Origin of the sequence: Lentzea guizhouensis (assembly GCF_001701025.1) — a bacterium.
In the GTDB taxonomy this organism is placed as follows: domain Bacteria; phylum Actinomycetota; class Actinomycetes; order Mycobacteriales; family Pseudonocardiaceae; genus Lentzea; species Lentzea guizhouensis.
Map to the genome: position 1 here is coordinate 5891956 of NZ_CP016793.1, position 11628 is coordinate 5903583.

General features: G+C 71.0%; 11 protein-coding genes and 1 pseudogene. 7 read left to right on the plus strand and 5 right to left on the minus strand.

Annotation, left to right across the window (positions count from 1 at the left end):
- Nucleotides 1–5: 5 nt before the first annotated feature.
- Complete coding sequence (locus BBK82_RS28890) at nucleotides 6–545, minus strand: TetR/AcrR family transcriptional regulator (RefSeq protein WP_065917810.1); 540 nt, start codon at nucleotides 543–545, stop codon at nucleotides 6–8.
- Between the two features lie 112 nt (nucleotides 546–657).
- Here BBK82_RS28890 and BBK82_RS55610 point away from each other — a divergent pair.
- The 3 genes and pseudogenes from BBK82_RS55610 to BBK82_RS28900 form a co-directional block, all read left to right on the plus strand.
- A pseudogene (locus BBK82_RS55610) lies at nucleotides 658–879 on the plus strand (AMP-binding protein); the annotation flags it as partial.
- A gap of 67 nt (nucleotides 880–946) precedes the next feature.
- Nucleotides 947–2218, plus strand: coding sequence for an AMP-dependent synthetase/ligase (locus tag BBK82_RS55615; RefSeq protein WP_269466110.1), 1272 nt, complete (start codon nucleotides 947–949; stop codon nucleotides 2216–2218).
- Nucleotides 2219–2328: 110 nt separating this feature from the next.
- Entirely contained in the window at nucleotides 2329–3210 is an 882-nt protein-coding gene (locus BBK82_RS28900; RefSeq protein WP_065917811.1) for a hypothetical protein, read from the plus strand.
- Nucleotides 3211–3310: 100 nt separating this feature from the next.
- On the opposite strand, the gene ilvD is transcribed toward BBK82_RS28900, so the two are convergent.
- Complete coding sequence (ilvD, locus tag BBK82_RS28905) at nucleotides 3311–4990, minus strand: dihydroxy-acid dehydratase (protein WP_065917812.1); 1680 nt, start codon at nucleotides 4988–4990, stop codon at nucleotides 3311–3313.
- A gap of 20 nt (nucleotides 4991–5010) precedes the next feature.
- On the minus strand, nucleotides 5011–6180 hold the full coding sequence (locus BBK82_RS28910; protein ID WP_071812700.1) for an alginate lyase family protein: 1170 nt from the start codon (nucleotides 6178–6180) through the stop codon (nucleotides 5011–5013).
- A gap of 153 nt (nucleotides 6181–6333) precedes the next feature.
- Here BBK82_RS28910 and BBK82_RS28915 point away from each other — a divergent pair, with 153 nt between their 5' ends.
- From BBK82_RS28915 to BBK82_RS28925, 3 genes are read left to right on the plus strand one after another with little or no spacing between them, the layout of a single operon-like run.
- On the plus strand, nucleotides 6334–6798 hold the full coding sequence (locus BBK82_RS28915; RefSeq protein WP_065921431.1) for a TetR/AcrR family transcriptional regulator: 465 nt from the start codon (nucleotides 6334–6336) through the stop codon (nucleotides 6796–6798).
- 1 nt (nucleotide 6799) lies between these two features.
- Nucleotides 6800–7153 carry a hypothetical protein gene (locus tag BBK82_RS28920; RefSeq protein ID WP_065917813.1) on the plus strand — a complete coding sequence of 118 codons (354 nt, stop codon included), beginning with the start codon at nucleotides 6800–6802 and terminating at the stop codon, nucleotides 7151–7153.
- A gap of 52 nt (nucleotides 7154–7205) precedes the next feature.
- Nucleotides 7206–8186: an alpha/beta hydrolase gene (locus BBK82_RS28925; RefSeq protein WP_154697567.1), complete on the plus strand. Its 981-nt coding sequence runs from the start codon at nucleotides 7206–7208 to the stop codon at nucleotides 8184–8186.
- A gap of 69 nt (nucleotides 8187–8255) precedes the next feature.
- On the opposite strand, the gene BBK82_RS28930 is transcribed toward BBK82_RS28925, so the two are convergent.
- Together BBK82_RS28930 and BBK82_RS28935 are read right to left on the minus strand one after the other, a co-directional pair.
- Nucleotides 8256–9743, minus strand: a complete 1488-nt coding sequence (locus BBK82_RS28930; RefSeq protein ID WP_065917815.1) for a DUF1996 domain-containing protein — start codon at nucleotides 9741–9743, stop codon at nucleotides 8256–8258.
- An 82-nt stretch (nucleotides 9744–9825) separates the two neighbouring features.
- Complete coding sequence (locus BBK82_RS28935) at nucleotides 9826–10740, minus strand: DUF4142 domain-containing protein (RefSeq protein ID WP_065917816.1); 915 nt, start codon at nucleotides 10738–10740, stop codon at nucleotides 9826–9828.
- Nucleotides 10741–10867: 127 nt separating this feature from the next.
- Here BBK82_RS28935 and BBK82_RS28940 point away from each other — a divergent pair, with 127 nt between their 5' ends.
- Nucleotides 10868–11626, plus strand: coding sequence for an SGNH/GDSL hydrolase family protein (locus BBK82_RS28940; RefSeq protein ID WP_154697568.1), 759 nt, complete (start codon nucleotides 10868–10870; stop codon nucleotides 11624–11626).
- Nucleotides 11627–11628: the final 2 nt, after the last annotated feature.

The window sequence follows — 11628 nt, forward strand, 5'->3', positions numbered from 1 at the left end:
TGGCCTCAGGGTCGTAGGACGGCGCACACGGCGTCCGCGACGAGCTCGCGGGCTGCCGCCAGGTCGAACACGCCCAGCAGGAACCGGCGCACCGACTCGTGTGCCGGTCCCATCGCCACGGGCTCCAACGCCCACGGCGGCACGGCGCGCAGCTCGCCCGCGGCCATGCGATCGAGGAACCACGTGAGCACCGGGGCGAACTCCGCCTGCTTGGCCGCCGGGTCCGCGTGGTCGGGTGCGGCGTAGAGGAACCGCGCGCGGCTCGGGTTCGCGGCCACCCAGTCGAGGTAGCGCAGGGTCAGGTCGCGGACGGCCTCGGTGGCCGGGCGGTCGTCGAGCGCCGGTGTCATCGCGGCCACGCAGCGGCCGTAGGAGTCGGCGTAGAGCTGCGCGAACACGCCCGCCCGGCTGCCGAAGTGGTGGTAGATGCTGCCGTTCGACATGCCGGAGCGCTCGGTCAGCGCCGCGATGGTGACCGCGTCGAGGCCTCCCTCGTCGACGAGCCGGAGTGCCGCGTCGAGGAGAGACTGTCGTCGGTCGGCCATGCGGGTTAGAGTACCGCTCTGGAGCGACGCTCCAGAGAAGGGGAGAGCAATGGCGCTGTCGATTCCCGGCCTTCTGTGCGAACGGGTCGCCCGCACGCCCGACGCCGAGGCGATGCGGTACCGCTCCGGGGGCGGCTGGGCCTCGTTGACGTGGGCCGAGCTGCAGGAACGGGTGGCGCGCGAGGCGTTCGGGCTGCGCTCGCTGGGGCTGCGGCGCGGCGACCGGGTGGCGTTGATGGGCCGCACCAGCATCGAGTGGATCATCACCGACCTGGCCGTGCTGGCCGCCGGCGGGGCGACGACCACGATCTACCCGAACAGCACCGCGGCCGAGGTCGCGCACGTCGTCGGCGACTCCGGCAGCCGCATCGTGGTCGTGGAGACCGACGAGCACGCCCCTGGTGCCCGACGCCGAGGTGCTGCGGTTCGGCGCGATCCCGCAGGCCGACGGCGACTACGCCGCGTTGATCAGCGAGCTCGGCGCGGAGGACCTCGCGACGCTGATCTACACCTCGGGCACCACCGGCACGCCCAAGGGCGTCGAGCTCACCCACGCCAACTGGCTGACCACCGCGGAAGCGATTGCGTCACTGGGCATCCTGCGCGAGGACGACCTGCACTTCCTGTGGCTGCCGCTGTCCCACGCGTTCGGCAAGGTGCTGACCATGGCCATGATCGCCGTGGGCGCCGCCACCGCCGTCGACGGCTCGGTCGAACGGATCGTGGACAACCTCGGCGAGCTCAGGCCCACGATCGTCGCCGCGGCCCCGCGCATCTTCGAGAAGATCCACGGCCGCATCGTCGCCGGCGCCCGCGAGAAGGGCGGCGTGACCGAGAAGATCTTCCGCTGGGCCGACCGCGACCACGGCCCCGCCACCCGCTGGCTCGCCGACCGGCTGGTGTACCGCAAGCTGCGCGACCGCGTCGGCGGCCGCATCCGCTACTTCGTCTCCGGCTCGGCACCGCTCGCGGGCGAGATCGCCGAGTTCTTCGCCCGCTGCGGCATCACGATCCTGGAGGGCTACGGCCTCACCGAGTCGTCGGCGGCGACGTTCTTCAACCGCCCCGGCATGATCAAGATCGGCACGGTCGGACCGCCGATTCCCGGCATGGAGGTGAAGATCGCGGATGACGGGGAGGTGCTGCTGCGTGGCCCCGGCGTCATGCGCGGCTACCACAACCGCCCGGACGCGACCGCCGAGGCGCTGGTCAACGGCTGGCTGCACACCGGTGACATCGGCGAGGTCGACGACGCCGGCCGGCTCTCGATCACCGACCGCAAGAAGGAGCTGATCAAGACCTCGGGCGGCAAGTACGTGGCGCCCGCTCCGATCGAGAGCCTGCTGAAGGCGGCGTCGCCGTACATCAGCAACGTGCTCGTGCACGGCGACCGGCGCAAGTACTGCGTGGCGCTGGTGACGCTGGACCCGGACACGCGGGCGGGACTGGCCGACGCGGACGCCGAGGTCGGGCGCGCGGTCGAGGTCGTGAACCGGCAGCTGGCGCGGCACGAGACGATCAAGCGGTTCGCGGTGCTGGAGGAGGACTTCAGCGTGGAGGACGGGTTGCTGACGGCGTCGCTGAAGCCGCGGCGGCGGGAGATCGAGAAGCGGTACGCGTCCGTTTTGGACGGTCTGTACCAGGGCGTGTCCCGTGAGTCTCGTCCGCGATAGTCGCGGCCGAGGGCCCCGGAGGCGGCTCACGGGACACGTCCTGGGCGGTCCGCACTGGACAGGCGCGAAACTCGCTGGACGCGCGGGCGATGATGTCCGCGGGGGTTTCGATGGTGGTGTTCGAGTGCGTGGCGTGCGGTGCCGCGCTGACCGTGCCGGTGGCACAGGTCGACTTCCCCGATCACGGGCACGACTCGGTGGGCAACGGTGTGCTGCACATGCCCGCCCTGGTCGAGCCGGGCACGTGGGCGGCTGGGCCCGGCTGGATCGCGATCGCACCCGGCGACGTGCGGGGCGTGTCCTGGCTTCCTGATCGGCTGGCCGGCGACTGCTGCGGCGTGACGGGGTGGGAAGGCCCCAACCTCGCCTGCGCGTGTGGCGCCGAGGTCGCGACGCGGGTCAGCGACTGCTCGGTGTGGGCGGTGGTGTGGCTGGAGCCTGCCGCCGTGCGCGCCGTGGGCGAACCGGACGCGGTGGTGCGCTGGGAGGAGCTCGACTGGGAGAGCACACCTCTGGTCGGGGGCGAGGACGAGTGGTGGCGCGACCGGATGGGCAACGCCGCCGGGGTGGCGCTCGCCGGTGTGCTGGTGGCGGCGGGGACGGCGCGCGTGGTCGCCGCGGACGGACCGGTGGCGGACACGTTCCAGCGTGCACTGGACGAGCTGCTGCCGGCGGAGGCGCCGGTGAAGGCGCTCGGCGTGGCCGGTCCCGGGGTGGTCGCGGAGGCGGACGTGCTGCTGGTGCCGCGGCATCCGCAGACCAGCGAGGTCTGGCCCGCGAGCGGGACCGTCGTGCCGATCGGCGCGGAACTGTGGCGGTGGCTGGCCCGTGAGCACGAGCAGCCGGTGGTCCCGGCGACCGGCGGCCGCTGGGAGCCGTACCTCTCCGACGACCCGTTGCCGCGACGGCCGAAGCGCGTCGAGCCGGGGCGGTTCGCGATGGAGGGAGCACTGCGGCGGCTCGGCCGGAGCGTGCCTCGGCCGAGCCGCTGAGCGCTGTCCAGCAGCAGTGGGGTTCAGGCGTGGCGGGCCCTGTGGCAGCGGGCCCTGTGGCAGCGGGGCCCAGTAGCAGCGGGGCCCAGTAGCAGCGGGCTCAGTCGCAGACGGCGCCGCGCGACGCCGACCCGACCAGCTTCGCGTACTTCGCGAGCACCCCGCGCTGGTACCGGGGAGGCAGCGGAGCCCAGCCCTCGCGGCGGCTCTCCAGGTCGGCCTCCACGTCGAGGGTGCCCTCGGCGACGTTCAACGTGATGCGGTCGCCGTCGCGGACGAACGCGATCGGGCCGCCGTCGACGGCTTCCGGGGCCACGTGGCCCACGCACAGGCCGGTGGTGCCGCCGGAGAAGCGGCCGTCGGTGAGCAGCAGGACGTCCTTGCCCAGGCCCGCGCCCTTGATGGCGGCGGTGATCGCCAGCATCTCGCGCATGCCGGGGCCGCCCTTGGGGCCCTCGTAGCGGATGACGACCACGTCGCCGGCGGTGATGGTGCCGTCTTCGAGGGCGTCCATGGCGGCGCGTTCGCGGTCGAAGACCCTGGCGGTGCCGGTGAAGACGTCCGAGTCGAAGCCGGCCGACTTGACGACGGCGCCGTCCGGGGCGAGGGAGCCCTTGAGGATCGTGATGCCGCCGGTGCGGTGAATGGGTTTGTCGAGGGCGCGCAGGACGTTGCCGTCGGGGTCGGGCGGGGCGATGTCGGCGAGGTTCTCGGCGACGGTCCTGCCGGTGACGGTGAGGCAGTCGCCGTGCAGCAGGCCCGCGTCCAGCAGGGCCTTCATCACGACCGGGACGCCGCCGATGCGGTCGACGTCGGTCATCACGTGGCGGCCGAACGGCTTCACGTCGGCGAGGTGGGGGACGCGGGCGCTGATGCGGGTGAAGTCGTCGAGGCTGAGCTCGACCTCGGCCTCGTGGGCGATGGCGAGCAGGTGCAGGACGGCGTTGGTGGAGCCGCCGAACGCCATCACGACCGCGATCGCGTTCTCGAACGCCTCACGCGTCATGATCTGCCGTGCGGTGATGCCGTGCCGAAGCATGTTCACGACCGCTTGGCCGGACTTGCGCGCGTAGCCGTCGCGGCGGCGGTCCGTGGCCGGTGGCGCGGCGCTGCCGGGCAGGGACATGCCCAGCGCTTCGGCGGCGCTGGCCATGGTGTTCGCGGTGTACATGCCGCCACACGCGCCCTCGCCGGGGCAGATGGCGCGTTCGATCAGGTCGACGTCCTCGCGGCTCATCAGGCCACGCGCACACGCGCCGACGGCCTCGAACGCGTCGATGATGGTCACCTCGCGCTCGGTGCCGTCGGTCAGCGTGACCCGGCCGGGCAGGATCGAGCCGGCGTAGAGGAACACGCTCGCCAGGTCCAGCCGCGCGGCCGCCATCAGCATGCCCGGCAACGACTTGTCGCACCCCGCGAGCAGCAGCGACCCGTCGAGCCGCTCGGCCTGCATGACCGTCTCGACGCTGTCCGCGATCACCTCCCGCGACACCAGCGAGAAGTGCATGCCCTCGTGGCCCATCGAGATGCCGTCCGACACCGAGATCGTGCCGAACTCCAGCGGGTACCCACCGGCCGCGTGGACGCCGTCCTTGCCCGCCTTCGCGAGGCGGTCCAGCGACAGGTTGCACGGGGTGATCTCGTTCCACGACGACGCCACACCGATCTGCGGCTTCTCCCAGTCCTCGTCGCCCATGCCGACGGCCCGGAGCATCCCGCGCGCGGCGGTGCGCTCCAGGCCGTCGGTGACGTCCCGGCTGCGTGGCTTCACGTCTGTCATGCCACGCACGGTAGTGCTATTCAGGCCGGGTTCGCCGCGTGGGTGAGCGTCTCCCAGGCGATGAACAGGTTGTCCGTCCCCTGTGGACGCTGCCCCTCGGTGTAGCGCTGGGTGTTCGACATCGCGATGCCCAACCGGGTGTTCAACGCGTTGAAGCTCACCTCGGACGTCGGCCCGAGCTCACGCGAGTAGCTGCCGCCGCACAGCCAGGACGGCACGGGCTCGCCGTTCTGGTACTTGGTGTGCAGGCCCCACGCGTGCCGCATCCGGTCCTTGATCTCGCCCCAGATGTCCTGGCCCTGGTGCTTCGCGGTCTCCGCGAAGTGGGCCGCCGCGGCGAGCCCGTACGCGGTGTGCGCGAAGTCCCGGCAGGTCTCCTGGGTGAGCCCGTCGACGAACGTGGACTGGTTGTGCCAGTAGGAGATGATCTCGGCACGGGTGTCGATGCCGCTGCCCGGCGGTGTCCTCGGCAGCGCCCCGTCGGTGGTCAGGTAGACGAACGCCTGGATGCGGCTGCGGAAGATGCCGACCGCCTTGTCGTAGGCGGCGCGGTCCTCCAGGAACACCGCGATGCCCAGCGACGCCTCCATCATGCTCAGCTCCCAGTTGCCGTTGGTGTTGGCACGGCCGTTCTGGATCTCGGGCAGGTAGACGTCGCGCAGCATGGTGCCGAACCGGCCGCTGTTGGACCAGTTGCCGTAGACGTGCTTGATGATCTCCGCTGCCTTGGGCCAGGAGCTCGCACTCCACGCGGTCTGCAGCGGGGCGTTGGAGTTGGTGTGGTCGCGGATGGTGGCCGACCAGGCGTCCATGAGCTGGATCGCCTTTTGTGCGTAACGGTCGTCGCGCGTGATGTACCAGGCGAGCGACGTGGTGTACGCGGCGATGGCGTCTTCGCGCTCGTCGGTGCAGCCGTAGTTGGGGTTGGAGTAGGAGCCGCACTCGACGACGGCACGCGGCTTCGGGACCCGGTTCAGGTCCGCGTACTTGCTCGCCATCATCCGGTCGTAGGCGAGTTTCCACGGCTGGGCGCCGGCCTGGACCTTGGTGCGGACGAAGTCGAGCTGGGGGCGGGAGACGACGACGCCGGGGTGGGTGAAGGTGGCAGGGGCGGCGGTCGCCGTGGTCGTGGTCGGGACGATGAGGGTTGCCAGCAGTGCGATCAGCACCGCGCAGGAACGGGTGACCATGCCGGCCAGTGTCAGTGGTATAGACCTTTGCGGTCAATTTTTCCGGTCGCGGGTTCACGGAGGTGAACTTTTCCGTCCTTGTGACGCTGGGAGCCAGATTTTCAGGAACGATCGTTCTTGACTGATCGTTCCTGAAAACGCTACGGTCGTGACATGGGACGACGGAGGTCTTTCGACGTGGACGAGGCCGTGGAGGCGGCGGCGGAGGTGTTCGCCCGCCGCGCCTACGACGGGGTCTCGATCGACGACCTGGTCACCCGGCTCGGCGTGCACCGCAACAGCCTCTACGGCGTGTTCGGCAGCAAGCGCGGCCTGTACCTCGCCGCGTTGCGCCGCCACGTCGACCAGGACGTCCGGCCGCGGTTGGCCCTGGTGACCGAACCCGGGCACGTCCCGGCGTGGGACCTGCTGCTGGTCGCGGCGGCCGACCGGGCGCGGGAGGACCCCGAGGTCGCCGAGCTCGTGTCGGCGGTCCTGTGCGAGGTCGACGCGGCGACGGGCGGTCCGCGGGCCACCGAGGGGCTGCTGGGGCGGTGGTTGCGCCACCGGGCGGCGTCCGGAGAGGGCGCCCCCGACAACGACGACGGGCCGGAGACGGTGCCGGACGGGGAGGACTGACATGGCGGTCATCAGCGTGCAGGACCAGGACCTGGTCGTGGAGATGGAGGGGCTGGACAAGCTGTGGGCGTTGAAGAGCAGGCTGACCATCCCGCTGGCGCACGTGCGGGGCGCCACGGCCGACCCCGGCATCGCGGGTGAGCCGAAGGGGCTGCGGGCGCCGGGCACGCACCTGCCGGGGGTGATCACGGCGGGCACGTTCCACCAGGACGGCGAGAAGGTCTTCTGGGCGGTCCGCGACGGGCAGAAGGCCGTGGTGGTGGAGCTGGCCGACGAGCGCTACACCCGGCTGGTGGTCGAGGTCGACGACCCGCGCGAGGTCGTGGCCATGGTCGAGCAGGCGATGCGCCGGTGATCGGCAAGGTCGCGGTGGCGCTGGCCGCGGCGGTGTCCGTCGCCGGGGGGTGGTGCCACCGTTCGTCTCCAACGCCGCAGCCGCGGTCACCCTCGCCGCGCGGCACGGCTCCACGATGCCCGCCTACGACGAAGAGGTGTCGTTCGTCGTGGACGGCACCACCACCTACGGAACGCTGCACGTGCCGGCACGCCGTCGTGGTGAGCGCCTGGCCGCCGCCCTGCTGCTGCCGGGCAGCGGCCCGACCGACCGCGACGGCAACCAGCCGCCCGCGCTCACGCCGAACCCTGCGCGACCTCGCCGGTGTGCTGGACCGCGACGGGTCGCGACGCTGAGGTTCGACAAGTACGGCACCGGCCGCACCGGACTGGGCGCGTTCCGGGCGCCGCAGGACATCGACTACCCGGTGTTCGTCCGGCAGGCCGGCGGCCCGGACCTGTGCACCGCCGCCGAGGTGGACCGGCGCCGGGTGGCGCCGGGCAGCGAGGGAGGCATGACGGCACTGGTGCTCGCCGCGCAGGCGCCGCAGCACCGCCGTGCCGCCGCGCTGGTCATGCTGCAGCCACAGGCGTTGCGGCTGCTGGACCTGCTCGCGATGCAGCTGCACGACCAGATCGCGCAGCTCGTCGCCGCCGGGCAGCTGTCCGAACAGGACGGAGCCGCCATCGACCGCGCGATCGACGGCGCCGTCGTGGACCTCCGCGCCGGTCGCCCGGTCGACACGACGGCCATGCCACCGGCGCTGGCCGCTCTTCAGGTCGCTGGCGGGGCCGAGCCGGAGGTTCGTGACGACCGACGACGCGGTGTTCCCGCCCGCTGTCGCACGGGGACTGCCGAGGATGCCGGTGCTGGTGACCTGCGGCGAGCTGGACGTCCAGGTGCCCTGCCACACCACGGACGAGCTCGTGTCCGTCGTGGGCCGCCGGGTGGTCCTGCCCGGTGCCGGTCACGCGATGACCACCGCCGACGGCACGTTCTCACCCGTGCTCACCCGCGCTCTGCGGGCACTGCGGTGGTGACGGGAAAGTCCTGAGTGGACAGCGCGAAGCCCCGGTGCGCGGGAGGTGCACCGGGGCTTCGCCGATCGGGTGGGTCTAGCGGGTCACTCGCGGCACTTCTTGCCCGAGTTCACGCAGTTGACCAGGCGGTTCATGATCTTCTGCGACATCACGTTCGCGAAGTCGTCGTGGTCGGTGAGCGGGTTGTGCTCCTCCTCGGGGAAGGAGTCGACCAGGTAGCGACCGTCCTGCTGGACCTCCAGCGGGATGTTGTAGGTCAGCGAGATGCGCAGCTGCGGGACGGCCTTGAAGCCCCGCTTGCACTTGCCGTTCTGGTCGGGGAACACGATGTGGTCGCGGTGGTTCGCGGAGTCGATGTTCTTGCCGTCCCAGCAGCTCGGGAAGTCGTGCACGCGCTTGACCTTCGAGTTCTGCGGGCAGATCGGGTACTTGTCCATCAGGACCTTGTCCTCGAAGCCCGTGCAGGTCCAGGACGCCTTGGCGTTCTTCGGGCCGTTCTGGCCGGCCTTGGCGTCGCCGTAGAGGACGCGGAGGAACTTGGGCATCGCGACGACCTTGCCGGTGGGCGAGCCGCGGAAGGTGAGGTCGACGACGGCCGGGCGCTGGATCTCGCCCTCGTTGCCCTCGAGCTCGTTCTCGGCGTTCTCCTCGGCGTTGTCCTGGTTCTGCTTGTTCTCGGTGCCCTCGGCCTGGGCGGCGTCGCTGTTCGCGTCGCCGTTGTCGAGGCCTTCCTCGCCCTGGGCCTTGTCCTCCACCGCGCAGGCGGCGGCCGGGTTGAGGTCGGGGGCCTGCTGGCCCTGCCGGCTGAACGCCAGCATCATGCGGTTCAGGATCGCGGCGCGCTTCTCGCGGGTCGGGCCGACGATGACGTTGTCCCGGTCCTGGGCCTTGGTGGCGGCGACCTTCTTCTCGGCCTCCTCGGTCACCTTCTCGATGTTCTCGAGTTCCTTCTCGATCTCGGCCTGGGCACCCTCCGGCACGTCCTCGGGGAGCAGGGACGCGACGTCGGGGCACTCGAGCTGGGGCGCGGCCTTGGCGGCCTTGTCCTTGTCCTGCTGGGCCTTGTCGTCCTTCTTCGGCGGGGCCTGCTCGCCGGCCTCCTGACCGGCCTCCTCGCCGCCCTCCGCGGCTTCCTCCTCGTCGATGATGCGCACGACGGGCCAGAAGTAGGCGGACTTGTCACCGTTCTTGCAGGTGGTGCCGGCGGCCTGGAGAGACTGGTTGTTCGAGTCCGCGTTCGTGGACAGGTTGCCGACGTAGTCGTGCAGGTGCTGGGCGCCGTTGCGGACACCGGGCTGGGCGATGAAGTTGTCCGGGTTGAAGTGGCCGTTCTCGTTCCGGCCGCAGTCGACGGTGAACGTACCCGTGGTGGCGTCGTTCTCCGGCCTTGGTTTCTTGACGTTCGGCTTCACCTTGGTGATGTCGACGAACAGCGACTTGTCCGCACCGTCGGCGAGCGCGGCGCCATCAGAAGAACTGATGGCCACCACCGCGGCACCGCCAGCGACCAGGGCCATCGCCGCTGCTGCGGCGGTCAGCCAGATCGTGGATTTCCTCCGGTGAAAAGCCATTTGCCACCTCGTAGTTGTCCGATAAACGGCATGCTGAAGCTGACGGCGTTAGCCGTGTTGTTCGGTTGAACTCGGTGTGTGATCAGTAAGAGCGGGAGTTGTGGCGCGTTTTCTTCTTCGATCGGGAGATCATTCGCATTCCGATGAGTGCGAGGGCGAGAACCGCGATCGCGCCGAAGAAGACGCCGTTGTTGTCGCCGAACACGCCCTGTTCCGCGGTGCGGGTGAACCTGGTGCCCTCCGGCACGGTCGGGATCACGCCGTCGGTGGGGTTGGCCGAGGCCTCGTTCTCCTCGCCCGCCGCGTCCCCGGTGGGTTCCGGCGCCCCGGAGGCGGCCGTGGGGGGAGCGAGCGGTTTCGGTGACTCCAGTCCGGCGAAGTCGACCCGACCGGTGTCCTCGAGCACCTTCATGTGGTCGAAGACGGTGATCATCGCCTGCGTGGAGAGGATGCGGATGAGCTCGTTCTTGGTGCCCGCCCGGATCTGCGCGGCATAGGCGTAGACCTTGCCGTGCGCCGCTCGGAGCCGGTTGGCGAAGACGGCGTCGAACTCGTCGCCGTTCGCCGCGTCCATCTCGGCGAGCCAGCCCTTCTGCTCGTCGGAGGCCTCCGCGGGCAACGTGTGGCCGAGCAGCACGCCCGCCCTGTTCACCACGTTGTCCAGCAGCGTGTGCCCCTCGATGAGGTGCTTGCAGGCCTCGAGGATCTTGGGCTGGTCCGGGCGTTTGGCCCTGCCCTTGTCGCCCGCGGGTTTCTCCCACAGCCCCGCCTGCTTGACCCGGTTCATGAAGTCCCGGTCAGCCGGCCCGAGCGGCCCCCACTGCGTCTGCACGACCTCGTCGCCCGTCCCGCCGCTGCCGGGCGGCGGGGTGGAGATGGGGGTGGAGGGAGCGGGGGGAGTGGCGGGCTGGCCGATCGCGCTCCCGGTGCCGAGCAGCACGGCCAGCGCGCAGCCGGCCAGCGCGGCCAGTAGTCGCGTCGGCTTTGCCAAGTTCATGGGGAGTCGCACGAACTGGAGTACGGCCGGCAATGGGACTGCGCCTCAGTTCGAGACCCCGGCGTTATCGAACCGTTATATGCCCCCGCGCAACCCGGCCAGGTGCCCGCGACCTACCGTGGTGGCCATGAGCAAGCGTTTTGTGGCGTTGGGGGACTCGTTCACCGAGGGAGTGGGCGACGACGACGCCGGTCGACCGAACGGTGTGCGCGGCTGGGCCGACCGCGTGGCCGAGGTGCTGGGTGCGGCCGACCCCGAGTTCACCTACGCCAACCTCGCGGTGCGCGGCCGGCTGCTGCCGCAGGTGCTGGGTGAGCAGCTGCCCCGCGCATTGGCGATGAAGCCCGACCTCGTGTCGCTCTACGCGGGCGGGAACGACCTGATGCGCCCGAAGGTGAACATCGACGAGCTGATGCGGCGCTACCGGGCTGCCGTCGCGCGGTGCGTGGTCGCGGGCGCGCGCGTGGTCCTGTTCACCGGCGTCGACGGCGCGGACGACCCGGTGTTCCGCAAGATGCGCGGCCGGGTGGCCATCTACAACGAGCACGTGCGCGCGATCGCGGCCGAGCACGCGTGCGTGCTGGTCGACATGTGGTCGATGCGACAGCTGCGGGACCGGCGGATGTGGTCCGTCGACCGGCTGCACCTCAACGCCCTCGGCCACCGCGAGGTCGCGATCTCGGTGCTGGACGGGCTCGGCGTGCAGCACTCGCTGGCGCGGACCGTGCTCGACATCGCGCCGCTGGTGGACCGGCGGCTGCGGCGGGCGGAGGACCTGCGCTGGGCCCGTGAGCACGTGGTGCCGTGGGTGGTGCGGCGGCTGCGCGGGCAGTCGTCCGGGGACGTCATCCGGCCGCGGTGGCCGGAGCTGCTGCCGCCGTCGTGAGC

What these genes read in the sequence shown, in the direction of transcription:
- BBK82_RS28890 (WP_065917810.1), bottom strand. Translation starts at nt 545, where the DNA reads ATGGCCGACCGACGACAGTCTCTCCTCGACGCGGCACTCCGGCTCGTC.
- BBK82_RS28900 (WP_065917811.1), top strand. Translation starts at nt 2,329, where the DNA reads ATGGTGGTGTTCGAGTGCGTGGCGTGCGGTGCCGCGCTGACCGTGCCG.
- ilvD (WP_065917812.1), bottom strand. Translation starts at nt 4,990, where the DNA reads ATGACAGACGTGAAGCCACGCAGCCGGGACGTCACCGACGGCCTGGAG.
- BBK82_RS28910 (WP_071812700.1), bottom strand. Translation starts at nt 6,180, where the DNA reads ATGGTCACCCGTTCCTGCGCGGTGCTGATCGCACTGCTGGCAACCCTC.
- BBK82_RS28915 (WP_065921431.1), top strand. Translation starts at nt 6,334, where the DNA reads ATGGGACGACGGAGGTCTTTCGACGTGGACGAGGCCGTGGAGGCGGCG.
- BBK82_RS28920 (WP_065917813.1), top strand. Translation starts at nt 6,800, where the DNA reads ATGGCGGTCATCAGCGTGCAGGACCAGGACCTGGTCGTGGAGATGGAG.
- BBK82_RS28930 (WP_065917815.1), bottom strand. Translation starts at nt 9,743, where the DNA reads ATGGCTTTTCACCGGAGGAAATCCACGATCTGGCTGACCGCCGCAGCA.
- BBK82_RS28935 (WP_065917816.1), bottom strand. Translation starts at nt 10,740, where the DNA reads ATGAACTTGGCAAAGCCGACGCGACTACTGGCCGCGCTGGCCGGCTGC.
- BBK82_RS28940 (WP_154697568.1), top strand. Translation starts at nt 10,868, where the DNA reads ATGAGCAAGCGTTTTGTGGCGTTGGGGGACTCGTTCACCGAGGGAGTG.